Source organism: Actinomadura chokoriensis (assembly GCF_041463665.1).
Taxonomy (GTDB): Bacteria; Actinomycetota; Actinomycetes; order Streptosporangiales; family Streptosporangiaceae; genus Spirillospora; species Spirillospora chokoriensis_A.
On record NZ_JAXCEJ010000024.1, the window covers coordinates 121,370 to 138,513 of the forward strand.

The 17,144-nt window shown below is 70.8% G+C and carries 21 protein-coding genes and 1 rRNA gene; 12 read left to right on the forward strand and 10 right to left on the reverse strand.

All coding sequences use genetic code 11. The features are described from left to right. Positions 1–29: 29 nt before the first annotated feature. Both SM418_RS30260 and SM418_RS30265 read right to left on the reverse strand, forming a co-directional pair. Positions 30–1,631, reverse strand: a complete 1,602-nt coding sequence (locus SM418_RS30260) for an acyl--CoA ligase family protein (RefSeq protein ID WP_371944455.1) — start codon at positions 1,629–1,631, stop codon at positions 30–32. Positions 1,632–1,761: 130 nt separating this feature from the next. After that, positions 1,762–2,625: a hypothetical protein gene (locus tag SM418_RS30265; protein WP_371944456.1), complete on the reverse strand. Its 864-nt coding sequence runs from the start codon at positions 2,623–2,625 to the stop codon at positions 1,762–1,764. 148 nt (positions 2,626–2,773) lie between these two features. On the opposite strand from SM418_RS30265, the gene SM418_RS30270 reads away from it, so the two are divergent. Next, positions 2,774–3,304: a hypothetical protein gene (locus SM418_RS30270; RefSeq protein ID WP_371944457.1), complete on the forward strand. Its 531-nt coding sequence runs from the start codon at positions 2,774–2,776 to the stop codon at positions 3,302–3,304. 3 nt (positions 3,305–3,307) lie between these two features. Here the strand turns inward: SM418_RS30270 and murA are convergent, their stop codons facing one another. After that, positions 3,308–4,609, reverse strand: a complete 1,302-nt coding sequence (murA, locus tag SM418_RS30275; protein ID WP_371944458.1) for a UDP-N-acetylglucosamine 1-carboxyvinyltransferase — start codon at positions 4,607–4,609, stop codon at positions 3,308–3,310. Positions 4,610–4,649: 40 nt separating this feature from the next. Beyond that, on the reverse strand, positions 4,650–5,054 hold the full coding sequence (locus SM418_RS30280) for an ATP-binding protein (RefSeq protein WP_371944459.1): 405 nt from the start codon (positions 5,052–5,054) through the stop codon (positions 4,650–4,652). Positions 5,055–5,265: 211 nt separating this feature from the next. On the opposite strand from SM418_RS30280, the gene SM418_RS30285 reads away from it, so the two are divergent. The 7 genes from SM418_RS30285 to SM418_RS30315 all read left to right on the forward strand — a co-directional run bounded on the left by SM418_RS30285 (position 5,266) and on the right by SM418_RS30315 (position 9,320). Then, positions 5,266–6,144 carry a helix-turn-helix domain-containing protein gene (locus SM418_RS30285; RefSeq protein WP_371944460.1) on the forward strand — a complete coding sequence of 293 codons (879 nt, stop codon included), beginning with the start codon at positions 5,266–5,268 and terminating at the stop codon, positions 6,142–6,144. Then, the gene (locus SM418_RS30290; RefSeq protein ID WP_371944461.1) at positions 6,131–6,340 is read left to right on the forward strand and encodes a DUF397 domain-containing protein; all 210 of its coding nucleotides are present in this window, start codon (positions 6,131–6,133) and stop codon (positions 6,338–6,340) included. The genes SM418_RS30285 and SM418_RS30290 overlap by 14 nt, the downstream gene beginning before the upstream one ends. Before the next feature lie 163 nt (positions 6,341–6,503). After that, the gene (locus tag SM418_RS30295) at positions 6,504–7,766 is read left to right on the forward strand and encodes an extracellular catalytic domain type 2 short-chain-length polyhydroxyalkanoate depolymerase (RefSeq protein WP_371944462.1); all 1,263 of its coding nucleotides are present in this window, start codon (positions 6,504–6,506) and stop codon (positions 7,764–7,766) included. Positions 7,767–8,013: 247 nt separating this feature from the next. Then, positions 8,014–8,349 carry a hypothetical protein gene (locus tag SM418_RS30300; protein WP_371944463.1) on the forward strand — a complete coding sequence of 112 codons (336 nt, stop codon included), beginning with the start codon at positions 8,014–8,016 and terminating at the stop codon, positions 8,347–8,349. Beyond that, on the forward strand, positions 8,339–8,590 hold the full coding sequence (locus tag SM418_RS30305; RefSeq protein ID WP_371944464.1) for a carboxymuconolactone decarboxylase family protein: 252 nt from the start codon (positions 8,339–8,341) through the stop codon (positions 8,588–8,590). Before SM418_RS30300 ends, SM418_RS30305 begins: the two co-directional genes overlap by 11 nt. A 29-nt stretch (positions 8,591–8,619) precedes the next feature. Further along, a complete protein-coding gene (locus SM418_RS30310; protein ID WP_371944465.1) occupies positions 8,620–8,793 on the forward strand; it encodes a hypothetical protein in 174 nt (57 codons plus the stop codon). A 143-nt stretch (positions 8,794–8,936) separates the two neighbouring features. After that, positions 8,937–9,320 (forward strand): VOC family protein, encoded by a 384-nt coding sequence (locus tag SM418_RS30315; protein ID WP_371944466.1) that lies wholly within the window; start codon positions 8,937–8,939, stop codon positions 9,318–9,320. A gap of 133 nt (positions 9,321–9,453) precedes the next feature. Here SM418_RS30315 and SM418_RS30320 read toward each other — a convergent pair whose 3' ends face one another. Together SM418_RS30320 and SM418_RS30325 are read right to left on the reverse strand one after the other, a co-directional pair. Then, the gene (locus SM418_RS30320) at positions 9,454–9,861 is read right to left on the reverse strand and encodes a PaaI family thioesterase (RefSeq protein ID WP_371944467.1); all 408 of its coding nucleotides are present in this window, start codon (positions 9,859–9,861) and stop codon (positions 9,454–9,456) included. A gap of 28 nt (positions 9,862–9,889) precedes the next feature. Further along, positions 9,890–10,498 carry a TetR/AcrR family transcriptional regulator gene (locus SM418_RS30325; RefSeq protein ID WP_371944468.1) on the reverse strand — a complete coding sequence of 203 codons (609 nt, stop codon included), beginning with the start codon at positions 10,496–10,498 and terminating at the stop codon, positions 9,890–9,892. A gap of 235 nt (positions 10,499–10,733) precedes the next feature. On the opposite strand from SM418_RS30325, the gene SM418_RS30330 reads away from it, so the two are divergent. Together SM418_RS30330 and SM418_RS30335 are read left to right on the forward strand one after the other, a co-directional pair. Then, entirely contained in the window at positions 10,734–11,942 is a 1,209-nt protein-coding gene (locus SM418_RS30330; RefSeq protein WP_371944469.1) for a riboflavin synthase, read from the forward strand. Further along, the gene (locus tag SM418_RS30335) at positions 11,939–12,715 is read left to right on the forward strand and encodes a class I SAM-dependent methyltransferase (protein ID WP_371944470.1); all 777 of its coding nucleotides are present in this window, start codon (positions 11,939–11,941) and stop codon (positions 12,713–12,715) included. Before SM418_RS30330 ends, SM418_RS30335 begins: the two co-directional genes overlap by 4 nt. Positions 12,716–12,763: 48 nt before the next feature. Here the strand turns inward: SM418_RS30335 and SM418_RS30340 are convergent, their stop codons facing one another. Together SM418_RS30340 and SM418_RS30345 are read right to left on the reverse strand one after the other, a co-directional pair. Then, positions 12,764–13,975, reverse strand: coding sequence for a lipase family protein (locus tag SM418_RS30340; RefSeq protein WP_371944471.1), 1,212 nt, complete (start codon positions 13,973–13,975; stop codon positions 12,764–12,766). 138 nt (positions 13,976–14,113) lie between these two features. Further along, positions 14,114–14,878, reverse strand: a complete 765-nt coding sequence (locus SM418_RS30345) for a maleylpyruvate isomerase family mycothiol-dependent enzyme (protein WP_371944472.1) — start codon at positions 14,876–14,878, stop codon at positions 14,114–14,116. 228 nt (positions 14,879–15,106) lie between these two features. Between SM418_RS30345 and SM418_RS30350 the strand changes: the two genes are divergently transcribed. Next, positions 15,107–15,604, forward strand: a complete 498-nt coding sequence (locus tag SM418_RS30350) for a tetratricopeptide repeat protein (protein ID WP_371944473.1) — start codon at positions 15,107–15,109, stop codon at positions 15,602–15,604. A 143-nt stretch (positions 15,605–15,747) separates the two neighbouring features. Here SM418_RS30350 and map read toward each other — a convergent pair whose 3' ends face one another. Beyond that, a complete protein-coding gene (gene map, locus SM418_RS30355; RefSeq protein ID WP_371944474.1) occupies positions 15,748–16,572 on the reverse strand; it encodes a type I methionyl aminopeptidase in 825 nt (274 codons plus the stop codon). 88 nt (positions 16,573–16,660) lie between these two features. Between map and SM418_RS30360 the strand changes: the two genes are divergently transcribed. After that, positions 16,661–16,930 (forward strand): helix-turn-helix domain-containing protein, encoded by a 270-nt coding sequence (locus tag SM418_RS30360; protein WP_371944475.1) that lies wholly within the window; start codon positions 16,661–16,663, stop codon positions 16,928–16,930. Positions 16,931–17,054: 124 nt separating this feature from the next. Here SM418_RS30360 and rrf read toward each other — a convergent pair. Continuing rightward, positions 17,055–17,144, reverse strand: a 5S ribosomal RNA gene (gene rrf, locus SM418_RS30365); the annotation flags it as partial.

Consider the following 17,144-nt stretch of genomic DNA (forward strand, 5'->3'; position numbering starts at 1 on the left):
GCCGGGAGGCTCGATGCGGCAGGGGTTTCTCAGCCCTGGACGCGGCGCTCCCGCCCGGCCCACTCCCGCTCCCGGAGCTGGAACTTCTGGATCTTCCCGGTGGACGTCTTCGGCAGCTCGGTCACGAATTCCACCGAGTCGGGCGCCTTGTACCGGGCGAGGCTCGTCCGGACGTGCTCGATCAGCTCGTCCCCGGTGACGGCCTGCCCGTCGCGGAGCACGACGAAGGCCTTCGGACGCTCGCCCCACTTGTCGTCCGGCACCGCGACGACGGCGACCTCCAGGACGGCCGGGTGCGAGTCGATGGCCCGCTCGACCTCGACCGTCGAGATGTTCTCCCCGCCGGAGATGATGATGTCCTTGGACCGGTCGCGCAGCTCGACGTAGCCGTCCGGGTACCGGACGCCGAGGTCGCCGGAGTGGAACCAGCCGCCCCGGAACGCCTCCGCGGTGGCCTCCTCGTCCCGGTGGTAGCCCTTCATCACGTTGTTGCCGCGCATGACGATCTCGCCGAGCGTCTCCCCGTCGGCGGGCACGTCGTCCATGGCGTCGTCGACGACGCGGAGCCCGTCGGTCTGGATCATCCCGACGCCCTGCCGGGCCAGCAGCCGGGCGCGGTCGCCGGCGGCCAGCTCCGGCCAGCCGGGCTGCGGCTCGCACACCGCATACGGCCCGTAGGTCTCCGTCAGCCCGTACACGTGCACGATGCTCGCGCCGAGCCGCTCCATCTGCCCGATGATCGTCGGGCTCGGCGGGGCGCCCGCCGTCGTGACGGTCAGCGGACGCTCCAGCGGATGCGCCTGCGGCGCGTTCGCGATCGTGACGAGCACGGTCGGTGCGCCGTTGAGGTGCGTGACGCCCTCGGCGGCGATGAGCCGCCAGATCTCCGCGGCGTCGACCGCGCGCAGGCACACCTGCGTCCCGCCGATCGCGGCGAGCGCCCACGGCGTGCACCAGCCGTTGCAGTGGAACATCGGCAGCGTCCACAGGTAGACGCTGCCGGACGTGTGCCGCGAGTGCACGACCTCGCCGAGCGCGTTCAGGTACGCGCCGCGGTGCGTGTAGACGACGCCCTTCGGACGTCCCGTGGTGCCGGACGTGTAGTTGAGGGAGATGGCGGCGTTCTCGTCCGGGACCTCCCACGGCAGCGGATCGCCGGAACCCCGCGCCGTCAGCTCGCCGTAGCCGATGCCGCCGACCGACGGGTCCTCGTCCACACCGGCCGCCGGAACCGTGACGACCTGCGGCAGGCCGTCCGCTATCGGCGCGACGGACGGATGGAGGCCCGCGTCCACGACCAGCATCTTCGCGCCCGAATGGTCGAGGATGTAGCGGATCTCCTCGGGCCCGAGCCGCGTGTTGACCGCGACGAGCACGGCCCCGGCCAACGGCACGGCGAAGTGGGCGACGAGCAGTTCCGGGACGTTCGGCGCCAGGTAGGCGACGCGGTCCCCGGCCTCGATCCCGGACGCCCTCAGCGCGTTGGCGAGCCGGGTCGCCTCGGCCGCGAACTCGGCGTAGCCGACGCGGCGGTCCCCGTGGACGTAGGCCGTCTTGCCGGGGAACACCTCCGCCGACCTGCCGAGGAACGCGAGCGGGGTGAGCGCCGTGTAACCCGGGCCGTTGTCCATCGGGAGCCTCCGGTGCGTCGGATGTGACCTGCGACTCAAGGATCCCACGCACCCGCCGCGACGCCCTGGAACGGCTCGGCGCTCCCCGGCCCCGGTTTCGCCGGGGCGGGCGGCGTCCCGCGCCGGGCGGCTAGCGTCCTGCGGCGCGCGTCAGGATGGAGACGGCCTTGACGGTCGCGTAGCCGCGCCATTCCAGTTCGGCGGCGGGCGAGTAGGAGGCGAAGTCGACGCGCCATCCGCCGTCGTCCTGCTGCTCGCCGTCCAGGCGCCGCAACTCGGCGGCCACGACCTCGTCGTCGAACAGCGCCCGGACGGGACGGTCCGGGTAGGGCGCGAAGTCGAGCGGCCGCATCATCTCGTCCTCCAGCCCGCCCTGGACGTGGACGAGGCCGTTCTCCGGGATGTGCTCGCCCAGCAGCGCGATGGCCTCGGTGTCGTGGACGGCGTCGGCCAGCCACAGCGCGAACGCCAGCTCCAAAGCGTGCAGTTCGGCCTTCGACCGCATGGCGTCGAGGCAGTAGCGGGTCGCACGGTCGAGCCAGGGATGCTCGGCGACCGCCTTGTCGTGGACGGCGACGCGCTGCGCCGTCGCCGCCACGACCGCCGTGATCTGGAGCGACGACGCCTCCGGGTCGGCGCCGGTCCAGAAGGGCGCGCACCCGGCGGGATCGGGGACGTGCAGACCGAACGGCAGGCCGCCGTCCGGCAGCGTCACCGACTCCAGCCAGTCGCAGAGCGCGGCCGCCTCCGGGACCGTGACGGGGGCCAGCTCCTCGAAGACCTCGAACGCGTGCAGCGCGGGGCCCGGCTGGCCCGTCCGGGACCGCAGGTCGGGCTCGAGGCCGTTGCCGTAACCGCCGTCGGGGTTCCGGTAGGCGTTGAGGGCGGCGAGCAGCGCGTCGCGGTCGCCCTCGCCGGTCAGCAGTTCGAAGCGCCGCCGGTCGAGCGGGCGCGCGTGCATGGCCATGAAGTCGGATGCCTTGGTCAGGTTCATGACTCCAGCCTGGCCGCCGCCCGCGCACCCGTCTTGTAGGTTTCGGCCATCGCAGAGTAAGAACCACGTCCCGGGCGACCCCGTCGAGGCCGGCCTGCGCCGGAAATGCGGATGCGGGCGGCCGGGGGCGCGGCCTAACCTGGCCCGCATGCGCGTGAGTTTCGAACGGACGGGCGACAGCCGGTACGCGACCGTCATCAGCCTGGCCGGGCGGCATCCGCGCCGGATGGATCCCGCACCCGGATACGACGAGCACATTCCGCACGACCTCGTCCACTACCTGGCCGAGGCGGAACTGGGCCTCGCGTCCGGCGTCTTCGGGCGCGCGGCCGCGGGCGGCGGAGGCTTCACCGAAACGGTCGAGACGTCCGGCGACCGGCGACAGCGGGCACGGGCGCAGCGCCGCATGAAGAAGCGCGAGGCGTCCCTGGGCAAGGCCGACCGCGGCGACATGGCCAGGTCCGAGTACTTCGCGGGCCTGTGCGACATCGCCTGGCGGCGCCGGGCCGGCGCCGAGAGGCCCGCGTGGGCCCGCCGCAAGCGGATCCCGCCCGAGGACGCCGCCACGGTCGGCCGCATCCTGGACCGCCTGGACGAGATCGCGCCGCTCTGGCACGACCTCCCCGTCGGCGGCGCGCTCATCTTCACCTGGCCGGAGACGGCCCCGGACGCCGCCTAGCCCCTAGCCCGCCCGCAGCGCGAGGCCCAGCGCCCGGAACTGCTCGACCGGACGGTGGTAGCCGCGCTCGATGTGGTGGACGCCCCGCAGCGTGGACGGACCTTCCGCGACCGCCGCCGCCAGGACCGCCGAGAACCCGGCCCGGATGTCGGGCATGGTCACGTCCCCGCCCCGGAGCTTGGTGACGCCCCGCACGACCGCCGAGTGCAGCGCCGCCGTGTCGTGGTACCGGCAGGCCGGTCCGCCCAGGCACGTGTCGTAGACCTCGATCTCCGCGCCCATGCTCTGCAGCGCCGGGACGTACGCGAGCCGGTTCTCGTACACGGTCTCGTGCAGCACCGACATGCCCTCGGCTTGTGTGAACAGCACCATGAGGGGCGTCTGCCAGTCCGTCGCGAACCCCGGATGGGTGTCGGTCTGCACCGCGGCGGGACGCAGCCCGTCCGGCGCCGACGCCATGATCCAGTCGTCGGTGATCTCGAACTCGGCGCCCATCCTGGCCAGCGTCGTGATGGCGGTGACGAGCCGGTCCTGCGGGCACCCGTGGACCCGCACCTCTCCCCCGGTGACGAGCCCCGCCACCAAGTAGGAGAACGCCTCGATCCGGTCGCCGTCCAGCCGCGTCTGCGCGCCGCTCAGCCGCTCGACGCCCTCCACCACGATCCGCCGGTCGGGGGCGAACGAGATCCGCGCCCCCATGCGCTGCAGGAACAGCGCCAGCTCGATGATCTCCGGCTCGGTCGCCGCGTTCCGGATGACGGTCTTCCCCTCGGCCCGGACCGCGGCCAGCAGGACGGTCTCGGTCGCGCCGACGCTCGGATACGGCAGTTCGATGCGCGCACCCACCAACCGCGACGCCCGCGCGTGGATGCCGTCGGCCGCGTAGGTCATCTCGGCCCCGAACGCCCTCAGCGCCTCCACGTGGAAGTCGACCGGCCGCCTGCCGATCGGGTCGCCGCCGACCATCGGCACGAACGCCTCGCCCGCCAGGTGCAGCAGCGGCCCCAGCATCAGGATGGGAATGCGGTTCAGCCCGGTGAACGCCTTGCCGACGCTCGGGTCCGACACCGGCCCCGGCACGACCGTCACGTCCCCGCCGGACCGCTCCACGGTCGTCCCGACATGCTCCAGCATGCCGGCCGTGATGCCGACCTCGCCGACGTCCGGCGCGTTGCCGATCGTGCTCGGCCCGTCCCCCAGCATCGCCGCGACCATGTGCTTGCTGACCGCGTTCTTCGCGCCCCGCACGGTGACGTCCCCGCGAAGCGGCCCCGACGGCTCGATCTGCCAAAGCTTCTCAGTCACCAGAGCAGCCTACGGCGTCGGCACCGGCCGCCCACCGGATTCACGGCAAACCGGGCACGTCCCGCGCCTTGCCGCAGACCTCCGCCCAGACGCGGGTCTCCGCCTCCCCGCGCTCCACGCCCCACCGCTCCGCCACCGCCGAAACGATCAGCAGCCCGCGCCCGCCCTCGTCGTCGAACCCGGGCTCCCGCAGCCCCGGGTCCCCGCCCCCGCCATCGGTGACCTCCACCCGGACCCGCTCCCCGTCCCCGGTCAGGAGGAGCATCATCCGCTCCCCCGCCCCGTGCGTGACGGCGTTCGTCCCCAGCTCACTGGTGATCAACTGGACGTCCTCCGCGTCGATGCCCTCCAGTTCGAGGGCGCCGTCCACATACCTCCGCAGCAACGCCACGGACGACGCGTCCCGATCCACCGTCAGCGCACCGAGCACAACCCTGGCCCCCATCTGCCCTCCCATGTCCGACACTTCCTGGATTCACCGCGCCACACTCCGCAACGCGACCAGCGCCAGCATGGGCAGCGAGCCCCGGACACATCCCCAGATCACCGGACAACGAGAATTCCTCCGCCGGGAATTCTCTGATCTTGGCTTTTACTTCCTCCGATCTGCCAGCTAATACACAATGGAATCAGACGGCCACGGAGGGAGAGCGGCAATGCCTGATGAACCGAGACCGGACGTGCGAACCGTGCGGCTTGGGCTCGAACTACGCCATATCCGACTCGAACAGAACCTCACCTTGCAGAAGGCGCACAAGCTCCTGAGACGCTCCGTCTCCTCCATCAGCCGCATCGAGAAAGGCCAGGTCAAACTCCCTGAACGCGATCTACCGCCCATTTTGGATGCCTACGGCATAACGGAACCCGCTCGCCGCGAAGCCCTCCTCGCCCTCACCCGCTGCTCCGACCGAAATTCGTGGTGGAAGCGCTACAAGGGGCTCTCCAGCCTGCCCCAATTCCTTGAGCTCGAGAATGAGGCAACCTCGATCCGGGCCTTCGAGACCCTGTTCATACCGGGCTTGCTGCAGACACCCGCCTACGCATACGCCCTGTACTCAAGTTCAGGTGTGGAACTGTCCGAGCACAAACTCAGGCAGCTCACGAACATCAGGATGAAACGCCGCCAGGTGCTCACGCGCCCAGACCCCGTCGTCTACGACATGGTCCTCACCGAGGGAGCCATCCGACAGCAAGTAGGTGGTCCGATGCTCATGCTGGAGCAGCTCCAGCACTTGATGGACACCCGACACATGGAACACGTCCAACTCCGCATCCTGCCCTTCAGCGCAGGCGCACACCAAGGTTCGGGAAGTTTCACGCTTCTGGGCATCCACAACCTTGGCCGCGATGTGGTTCACGTCGACAGCACCGGCGGCGCGGCCTACCGAGACGACGATGAATCCATCCGGCGGTATACCTTGGTCTTCGAGAGCCTCCGCTCGGCCGCCCTGTCAAAGAGCGATTCCCTGGCATTGATCGAGCAGCTGCTCTCCGACCTGCGAAGCCGCGGCGAGGGGTCACATGACAAAACCTGAATCCGGTCCGCTTCAGTGGCGCAGGAGCAGCCACAGCACGAGCGAAGAAGACAGCATGTGCGTCGAGGTCGCCATGTCGGGTGTCTCCACCATCGCCGCCCGCGACTCCAAGGACCCGGACGGGCCCGTCCTCCAGTTCACCCCCGCGGACTGGTCCACTTTCCTCACCCGGATCAAGCGAGACGCGATTCCCTGACCTGCAACGGCACCGCAGGTTGTCGCGGCGGGGCCGTGGAGCATCAGCTCCGGCCGTGGCTTTCCCCGCCATGTTGATCTACGTGATTGTGTTATCCCGCGATCTGGTGGACGGCACAGGCGACTCCGACGATGACGGTAACCACCCCGTCCCAGGAGTCCACATGCGCCTGAGGATCAGACAGGGAATCTGGGCCGCCGTCGCGGCCGCAGCCCTGGCAACGACCTCCCTGTCCATCGTCCACGCCGCCGTCCCGCCGCCGACCCGGGCCACGCTCGCCAAGTACGACATCAGCGCCACCCACGTCAGCGGGGTGTCGTCCGGCGGATTCATGGCCAACCAGCTCCACGTCGCCTACTCGTCCCTGTTCCAGGGGGCCGGGATCTTCTCCGCAGGCGCCTACGACTGCGCGCAGAACAGCCTCAGCACCGCGCTCAACGCCTGCATGGCGACCTATCTGCCCCGCAAGACCCCCGCCCAGCTCGAACAGCTGACCCGCGACCGCGCATCGGCCGGCAGCCTCGACCCGGTCGCGAATCTGTCGGGCGACCCGGTGTGGCTGTACCACGGCACGTCCGACACGACCGTCGCCCAGGCGGTCAACGACGACCTGGCCACCTACTACCGCGACCTCGGCGCCGACGTCGTGTACGACAGCGGCTCCGCCGCCGGGCACGCCTGGATCAGCCCGATCGGCCCCGGTTCCTGCTCTGTCACCCAGTCGCCGTGGATCAACGACTGCGGCGGCGACTCCGTCAAAGACATGCTGACCCATCTGTACGACACGGTGCAGCCCGCGGCCACGTCCCTGACCGGCCAACTCATCCAGTTCGACCAGAACGCCTACGTCCCCGGCGGGAACGCCGCAGCCATCAGCATGGGCGACGAAGGGTTCGCCTACGTCCCGCAGACCTGCGAGCAGTCGTCCTGCAAGCTGATGGTCGCGCTGCACGGCTGCTACCAGTACTACGGCAACATCGGCAACACGTTCATGGACAAGGCCTATCTCAACGAGTACGCCGACACCAACGCCATGATCGTCCTGTACCCGCAGGCCACCGCGTCGGGATCGAGCAACCCTCGCGGCTGCTGGGACTGGTGGGGCTACCAGTCCGCCCAGTACCCGCTCAAGACCGGCCCGCAGATGGCGGCCGTCGTCAACATGGTCAAGGCCATCAGCGATGACGGCACCACATCGCCGACCACGACTCCGACCTCGACCACAACCCCGTCCCCGACCGCGACTCCCACGCAGACGCCCACGTGCGTGACGGCGTCCAACTATGCGCACACCACCGCGGGGAGAGCGCACCAGTCCTCGGGTTACACCTACGCCAACGGCTCCAACCAGAACCTGGGGCTGTGGAACACCTTCACCACCAGCACCATCAAGGAGACCGATCCCGGCTACTGGGTGACTTGTTGACGCCTACCACTCGGCCCTGAAAGACCGGGCTCGCCGGTTCGGTCCTTGTGGCGCTGCTCGCAGTCCCGGCTGCCCGCTACGGGCGGGCGGCCCAGGTCGCGGCCACCGGCCCCGGCAACGCCGGGGCCGGTCCTGGCCTGCGGGTACATCTGCTCTGCTCTTCTTCGGCCGCGTGTCGTGTCCGGGGACGCGCCGATCGTCTTGGGTAGGAGGGCAGATAGTCGTTGCAAAGGAGCCGGAGGGCGCCGTGCCGGATGAGGGAAAGAAGCGAGCAGCGCACCGCGCCCTGGTCGATCGCGTGCTGAACGGAGAGGGCAGGGCATCTGCGGAGCAGCGAGCGCGCGCCTTCGTCAACGATGGCCTCGCCCCGCCGTTGGACGCGCTGATCGACAAGATCGCCAACAGACCCGCGCAGGTCACCGTTGCGGACCTGGCTGCGGTGACGGCGTCGGGCTGCACCGAGGACCAGCTGTTCGAGTTGGTGGTGTGCGCCGCGGTCGGTCAGTCCGCCCGGCTGTATGAAGCCGGACTGGCGGCCCTGGCCGAGGCGACCGGAACGGGGAGGCCGGATCATGCGGCTTGACATTCTCAACCACGGTTACGGCCCCGGACCCAAGGTGCTGTTCGCGCTCATCCGGCTGTGCTCAGGGCACCCGGCCCCGGACGCCGCCAAGCTGGTCTTCTACCGGCCCGATTTCTACGGTGCCCTGGCCAAGGAGTTCACCCACGAGGCGATGCGCGGGCCGTCCGCCTGGTCGGTGGGCGACCGGGAGTTGATGGCGGCTTACGTGTCCAAGGTGAACGAGTCGGCGTTCTGCGGCTGACCCGGGAGGGAAAGGTCGGCGCCGAGGACATGCGGCGAGTACTGGCCACCGGTGTCTCACCCCGGCAGGTCCAGGACGCGCTGGCGGTCTGCGCCGCCTTCAACACCACCGATCGGCTCGCCGACGCCTTCGGATTCGAACTGCTCAGCCCCGAGGGTTTTGAGGCCGGAGCCAAATACCTGCTCAAGCGGGGCTACCGGTAGCCGGACGGCGCGATCGGCGACCGGCCCGTCCCAGACCTCGCCTTGTGGCTTGTGTTCGTTCTCACGAACTCGCACCAGGCAGTGGAGTCCTCGCTCCCCGATTATCATCCTTCGATTGGCCGGACCGCTTTGGAGGAGCTCCCATGATGCTGTTCGCCGTGACCATCGACTGCCCTGATCCCGCCGGGCTGGCCCGCTTCTACCAGCAGTTCCTCGGCGGCGATCTCTACTCCACCAATGAAACCTTCGCGGCCCTGACGATCGAGGGCAACGTCCGTCTCGATTTCCAACGCGTCGCCAATCCGCGGCCCCCACGCTGGCCCGACCCGGGCGCACCGCAGCGGCTCCACCTCGATTTCAGCGTCGACGACCTGGACGCAGCCGAGCAGCGCGTCTTGAACGCCGGCGCCGAACTCGCGGAACACCAGCCCGGAGGCCGGCGATTCCGCGTGTTCTTCGACCCCGCGGGCCACCCCTTCTGCCTCGCCGACGCCGCCACCGCCGCCATCCCGGACGAACAGGCGTAACACTCGCTTCCGGCGGCTTCGAGCAGTATCGAACACGCTTCGTTTCGGGCCGCCGACACTTGATCACCTGGCGAGATTTCGACCGGGGCAACCGTCCCCCGACGGTCGTGCGATGTTGGAACCGGCCCCTTGATCAGCCCGCCGGGTCGGACGGCATGAAAAGCGCGGTGACGGAGGCGACGACGCGGGAGGTCGTGAACGTCGCGGTGCCCGCGGCGAGCCTCCGTCCCGCGCGAGTCGGTGTGACGGCGATGTCGACCCATTCCCCCTCGCGCGCCGTGCCCAGGAGGTCGCAGGAGAGGTTGACCGTGACGTAACCCGTGGGCGGGTCGGTTCGCACGGCGAGGGCATGCCCGATGGCGACGTCGCCGATGGCCGCGATCACGCCGCCGTGCAGGAACCCTCGCGCGTTCGTCTTGGGACCGTCGACGGTGAAGCCCGCCTTCAAGGGGTCGGTTCCGTGCCGGAAGAAGCCGCCGATGGCGGTGAGCAGCGGGCTGGGACGGTGCCACGGTACGAACTGCGGGTGTTCGTCGGCCATGTCGCCTCCAGGGCGGGTTCGGGACGCGTCATCGTTCGGTCGCCGACGCGGCGACCAGGCCGCGCAGCGCGGCGGTCAGGACGAACCGGAAGCGGCGGTCGGCCGACTCCGGGCCGCTGCCGAGCAGCCCGGACGATTCGAGGGCCACCAGCCCCCGCATGGTGGCGACCAGCCCGATGGCGGCGTCCTTCGCCGTGCCCGGAGGGCGGGCCGGGCCGAGTAACTCGGCGAGGCGGCCGACGACGATCCCGTAGATCTCGTCCGCCGCGCGGGCGTCCCGTGCGTCGGGGCGGAACTCGGCGAACGGACGGGAGAACATGACCTCGTACAGGTGGCCCTGCTCGGCGGCGAACGAGCGGACGGCCAGCGCCAGTTCGAGGACGTCCGCCTCGGGATCCCCCGTCGTCTCCAGCGCCCGCAGCTCCCGCGCGAGTTCGGCGAAGCCCTCGGTGAAGAGCGCGCGGGCGAGACCGGCCTTGCCGCCGAACAGCTCGTTGACCGCCGCGAGCGACGTCCCGGCGCCGGCGGCGACCGCGCGGGTCGTCACCGCGCCGCTCCCGCCCTCCGCCAGCAGCCCCGCCGCGACCTGGAGGAGCTCTCCGCGCAGCGCCTCGGTGCGCGTCTTCCGTCGGCCCACTCCGGCACCGTATCGCATTTCAGATCATTGATCTGAAAAAAGCGCCCGGTATACCCTACGACTGGTGCGATTCCAAGGTGCGGCGGTGACAGCCCGCCGGTCCCGCCGACGGCGGGACGATCCGGTGCGATCCCGGGGCCACGCGGTGAGACCCCGCCACCTCTCGGGCCTGTCCGGCCCCTGACTTCCGCCGCGGTGAGGCTCGCCCTCCCGCCGTCAAGAGGTGGTCCCTGCCATGTTCACAGGACACATCCGCGAGATCGGCGAGGTCGTGGCCGTCGATCAGGACAGCATCACGGTCAAGGCCCCCGGGGTCGGCGCCGAACCCGGCTCGATCTGCGTGAACGGAGTGGGGCTCACCGTGGCCTCCGGCGGGGACGCGCTGGTGGCGCGGCTTTCCGGAGAGACCCTGCGCCGGTCGACGCTCGACCGGATCAGGCAGGGCGCGCCGGTCAACGTAGAGGGCCCGCTGGTCCTCGGCGACCCCATCCGCGGGCATCTCGTCCAGGGCGACGTGGACGCCGTGGGAAAGGTCGTGCGGGTCGACGGCGAGGGGGCCATGCGGCGGGTGTGGATCAAGCCGCCCGAGCGTTTCCTCTCGCTGATCGTCGCGAAGGGCCAGGTCGCGGTCGACGGCGTCAGTCTCACCGTCGCCGAGGTGGCCCGCGACCGGTTCGCCGTGGCGCTGGTCCCGCTGACCCTGGAGACCACCACCCTGGCGCACCTGTCGTCCGGCGACCGGGTGAACCTCGAATCCGACCTGGTCACCCGGCTGGCGCGACGCTGGACGGACGGCGCCGGGCGGGCGGTGACCGGCGTGGTCGCCGCGCTCGCCTGGGCCGGACGGGTCTGCGGCGGGCGGGGCGTGCAGCAGGCGGTGGCGCAGATCGCGGCGGGCGGCGCCGTCGTCGTCTGGGACCCGGACCGGGAGGCCGAGGGCGACGTGGTCTTCGCCGGGGCGCGGCTGCGGCCCGAGGCGTTCACGTTCCTGCTCACCCAGGTGTGCGGCCATCCGACGGTGCCGTGCGCTCCGGAGATCCTCGACAGGCTGGAGATCGAGCCGGTGCCCGGACCGGGCGACCGGCACGGCACCCGGCCGCATATCCCCGTGGACCTGGCGGCGGGCACCGGCACCGGCGTGTCGGCCGCCGAGCGCGCCGCGACCGTCCGCCGGCTGGCCGATCCGGATGCCCGCCCCGACGACTTCCTGCGCCCCGGGCACGTCTTCCCGCTGTCGGCGCGGCCGGGCGGCCTCGCCGAACGCGCCGGGCACACCGAGGCCACGGTCGCGCTGTGCGAGGCTGCGGGGCTGCCTCCCGTCGGGGTGTGCTGCGAGGTCATGAACGCGGACGGGACGATGGCGAAGGCCGCCGACCTGGAGATCGCCGCGCTGCGCTGGGGCCTCCCCCTGGTGGACGTGTCCGACCTACGGGGGCACCTGTGACCGGCTCCGCCGACCGGGGCCTCCACGACGACCCCTACCGGACGATCGGCATCGGCTATGCCCGTCACCGCCGGCCGGACGCGCGCATCGCCCGCCAGATCGTCCGGGCCCTCGGGAACGCCGAATCGGTGCTCAACGTGGGGGCCGGTGCGGGCTCCTACGAACCTCGGGGCCGCCGGGTCACGGCCGTGGAACCGTCCAGCGTGATGATCGCGCAACGGCCGCCGGGAGCCGCGCCGGTCGTCCGGGCGCGCGCCGAGTCGCTGCCGTTCCCCGACCGGTCCTTCGACGCGGCGATGGCGATCCTCACCGTCCATCACTGGAGGGACGCGCCCGCGGGCCTCGCGGAAATGCGCCGGGTTTCGGGGCGGCAGATCGTCCTGACCTGGGATCCGGCCATCTCGGCCCGGTTCTGGCTGGTGCGGGAGTACCTTCCCGAGATCACCGCCGCCGAGTCCCGGCTCGCCTCCCTCGACGTGGTCCGCACGGAGTTCGAGCGGCAGGGCGCGCGAGTGGACGTCGTGCCGGTTCCGGTACCGGCCGACTGCACCGACGGTTTCCTCGCCGCCTACTGGCGGCGTCCCGCTTCCTATCTGGACCCCGGCGTCCGCGCGGCCGTCTCCGCCCTGGCGAAGCTCGACCGGGATCGCGTCGGCCGGGCCATGGAACGGCTGTCCGCGGACCTGTCGAGCGGACGCTGGCACGAACGTCACGCCGACCTGCTCGGCACCGGAACGCTCGATGCCGGTTATCGCCTGGTCACGGCCGGCTGACGCGACGGCCCGGCCGCCCCGCGAAGGGCGGCCGGGCCGTGGGCGGGGTCAGCAGGTGTCGGGGGCCCGCTCGCCGGCGAAGCGGTCCGAGAGGAAGGTCAGGACGTCGCCGTTACGGACGAGGGCCTCCAGCGCGTGTTCGCCGATCGCGTCCCGGACGGTCTGCACCGTGGCGCCCCTCGAGCACCACGCCTTGACGAGGGCGTCCGCCTGCCCGACGGGAACGATCTCGTCGGTGTCGGCGTGGTAGTTGAAGACCGGTGCGGCGGGCGCGGTCGAGCCCATCGTGTTCTTCTTCAGCATCGCCGCCACCGACGGCACCGACAGCGGGTCGGAGACGGTGGTGTAGTCGGCGAGCCTCCGGAACGGGAACCCGGTGAGGAGATCGGTCACGCACTTGTCGCGCGCGTCCGCCATCGCCTGCCGCCCCTCGTCGTTGAGCAGGTTCTGGATGCCCGCCTCGGGGAACTCGGCGTCGAGGCTGACGGTGGCGGCGGCTTCGAAGCCGGAGAACAGGCCGCCGTCCAGGGAACGGGCCACGGCGCCGGGGTCGGCCGGAGTGCCGCCCATGGTGACCCCGGCGAGTTCCACGTCCGGCGCGTAGGACGGCTGGAGTTCCGCCGCCCAGCCGGTGGCCTGGGCGCCGCCGGAGTAGCCGTTCAGCGCCCACTCGTTGGCAGCTCCGAGCCCGCCGGCGCCGAAGTTCCGCACCGCGCGGATGCCGTCGAGGACGGCGTGGCCCGCCTGCGGTCCCGCCATGAACACCGATTTCGGCCCTTCGAAGTCGGGCATGGCGACGGCCCAGCCCCTGTCGAGGAGCGGGGCGGCGGACACGACGGACGACGCGGCGACGAGGGAACCGGACGAGATCCCGTAGGACGGGGCGCACTGCGTGCCGGTGGAGTCCTCCGCCGCCTGCACCGACACGGCGGGACGGGCTCCGCCTCCGGTCCACGCCTTCTTCGGGACGAGGAGCGTGGTGACCGTCAGCTCGGCGCGGTCGTGCGAGTCGTTGGTGCGGTAGGAGATCTGCCAGGCGTCGACGGTGTCGGCCAAATTCCCGGCCTTCGGAATGATCCTCCGGCTCGCGACGACCCGACCCGGCTCGTAGCCGCCGATGTCGCCGGGCGCGGAGTAGAACGGGTCCCGGTCGGGTGGCACCGACCCGGCGGGCGGGTCGTCCGCCCGGGCCGGGGCGGCGACGGCCAGGGCGGCGGCGGTGACGATCGCCAGCACGGGCGGAGCCGCGGCGAGTCTCATCGAGAACTCCAGGGGTGGGCGGCACGGGCCCCTCGACTATGACTCCTCACGCCTCACGTTGATATCGGCGATCCCGACAACCGGCCGTGACCGGATTGGCCTCCGCTGACAATTCCGTGGCGCGGACCGTCGGCGTCCTCAGCCGAAACCGACCCGCTCCAGCCAGAAGTCCAGCAACTGGGCGTCACCGAAAACCTCCAGGCCGCCGACCGGACGCCGCCGGTAGACGAGCAGCAGCAGTTCGGTCAGCGTCCCTCGCACGGCGACGGCGGCCTTCTCGTGGACGCGCCGCCACGCGATGACGTCGCCGGTGAGATCGACGAGCCACTCCGCCGGGGTGTCGGTCGCATGCAGGTGGACGCTACGACCGGGGCCGAGCAGGTCCCGTTGCTCGGGCTTGAGGTCGAGCATCATGGGCAGCGAGCCGAGCTCCATCCACTCGTCCAGCGCGTCGGCGGCGACGTCGTCCGCCACGGTGAACTCCCGGCCGAGGGCCAGCATCGCGTCGGCCCGGTGGATCAGCGTCTCGTGCGCGAACCGGCGCGCGTAGAAGGACGCCGTTCTGCCCGGGACAGGCGTCCAGACATCGGCGTCCGGCCCGGTCTGGCGAAGGGTGGCCGCCAGCCGGCCGGCACCGTCCCTGAGCCACGGCCCGACGACCGCGGCGTTCTCGTCGGCATAGCCGGAGAGGTCGCGGAAGTGGTCGTCGGGCGGGGGCGCCGCCGCCCGCGTCCGGACGATCTCTTCCGCCCAGCGCTGACCGCCACCGAGATGCCGCAGCAGCTGGCCGACATTCCATCCAGGACACGACGGAACAGGGGCCGTCATGTCCCCGTCTCTGATCGACGATGTCAGCAGCTCGGTCTGGGTGACGATCTCGTCGCACAGGCGCTCGTGTTCCATGCCTGGCCACGCTATGCCGTCGGACCGGCGTTCCGCGTGCGCCGACCCCGGTGGCCGCACCGGTGCGGATGTGTGGGTTGGCACCGGCGCGACCATGATCCCGACCAAAGTCGAGCGCGCTGATTCTTCCCCATCGCACGTTGCACAACCGTTGCGCCCGCAACGCTGAGCCCCGCCGCCGGTCGAGCACGCCCGACCTGGGGGATCGCTCCCCGTATCCTCTGATACATGATCACTCCAGGCCGGGATTGGGAACGGCGGATGGCCGATCTCTGGGCCGCCTTCGACGACCACGAGCCCGCGGGCTTCCTCGCCGAGGTCGAGGCGCTGACCGGCGAACTCCCGGCCGGTGACCCGGTCGCCGAGTACGAACTGGCTTCGGCCTACGACTCGATCGGCGAGGAGGCGAAGGCCGCCGCCCACTACAGGCGCGCGTTCGCCGCAGGGCTGGACGGGGATCGCCGCCGCCAGGCCACGATCCAGTTCGCGAGCACCCTCCGCAACCTCGGCCAGGCCGAGGAGAGCGTGGCCCTGCTGAACGCGGAACGCGACGCCGTCTCGGACGAACTGGACGACGCCGTCACCGCGTTCCTGGCCCTCGCGCTCACCGATCTCGGCCGCGAGCGAGAGGCCACCGGACTCGCGCTCCAGGCACTGTCACGCCACCTGCCGCGCTACAACCGCTCCCTCGCCAACTACGCGAAGACCCTGACGGAACAACCGTGAACCGGTCTCGTCAGCCATCACCCCGATGTGGCAGGCGAGCCCGCCTGCGCGAACGGCCAGGCCGACCAAGATCACGCTGAGGGCCGTCCTACAGGAGTGACCAGAACAGTCGGGACACGCTCCCGACACACCGAACGGGGGTATCAGGCGCCCTTCGTGGACAGACGAACTGCCGGATGCACCTGCGTCGCAGCGCGCTCCGATTCACGCCGGGTGAGCACCAGGGGGCCGTCCTCCGTGATGGCCACCGTGTGCTCGGAGTGGGCCGTGCGCGAGCCGTCGGCCGACCGGATGGTCCACCCGTCAGGGTCATAGACGATCCGGTCGGTCGTACGGGCGAGCCAGGGTTCGAGCGCGAGGGTCAGGCCCGGGCGGAGCACGAGGCCGCGCCCCGCCCGGCCCTTGTTCGGCACGTGCGGCGGCTCGTGCATGGTGCGACCGAGGCCGTGGCCGCCGAACTCGTCGTTGACCCGGTAGCCGTAATCGCTGGCCACTTCCCAGATCGCCGCCGAGATGTCGCCCAGGCGGTTGCCCGGGCGGGCCGTCTCGATCGCCGCCTCCAGCGCTACCTCGGTGGCGCGGACGATCCGCAGGTCCTCCTCGGCGGCGGTGCCGACGATGACCGTGCACGCCGAGTCCGCCACCCAGCCGTCGATGCCGACCGCGATGTCCGCACTGAGGACGTCCCCGTCGCGCAGCACATAGTCGTGGGGCAGGCCGTGCAGGACGGCGTCGTTCACCGACAGGCAGATGACGTTGCGGAACGGGCCGTTGCCGAAGGACGGCGAGTAGTCCCAGTAGCACGACTCCGCACCGCGTTGCTTGATCATGGAGCGCGCGTGGTGTTCGAGGTCCAGAAGGTTGACGCCCACTGCGGCGAGCCGGCGGACCTCGGAGAGCACCTCGGCGACGAAACGCCCGGCCACGTGCATGTGCTCGATCTCCTCGGGCGTCTTCAGTTCGATCACGAATACCTCACGTACATGTTGTTCCGGTATTTCTATACCAGAACTCTAGCGCTTGACGGTATAGAAATACCAGTCCTATCCTGGGGCGATGGTCCGCCAACCTCTCACGCGCGAACAGATCGAAGCCGGCAGGCGTCTCGGCGCCCTGCTACGCCACGCGCGGGCAGGACGCGACCTCGCGGAAGTCGCGCACGCGGCCGGCATCTCGCCGGAAACCCTGCGCAAGATCGAGACCGGCCGCCTGCCCTCCCCCGGGTTCGGCACGATCGTCTGCCTCGGTGAGGCGCTCAACGTGCCGGTGCAGGAGCTGGCCGCCACCTGGCGTGGCAGCGACCTGCCGCTTGAAGCCGTACCGTAGCCGCTGGTCCGCGCGCATTCGGGGAGGGTGCCGGGCTCGCGGTATGCGGAGCGGTTCGTGAAATGCGGTCCGTGAAATGCGAAAGGGCCCTGCCGGTGTCGGCGGGGCCCTTCCTGCACTATGAGTCCGGCGGTGTCCTACTCTCCCACACAGTCTCCCATGCAGTACCATCGGCGCTGAAGGGCTTAACTTCCGGGTTCGGGATGGGACCGGG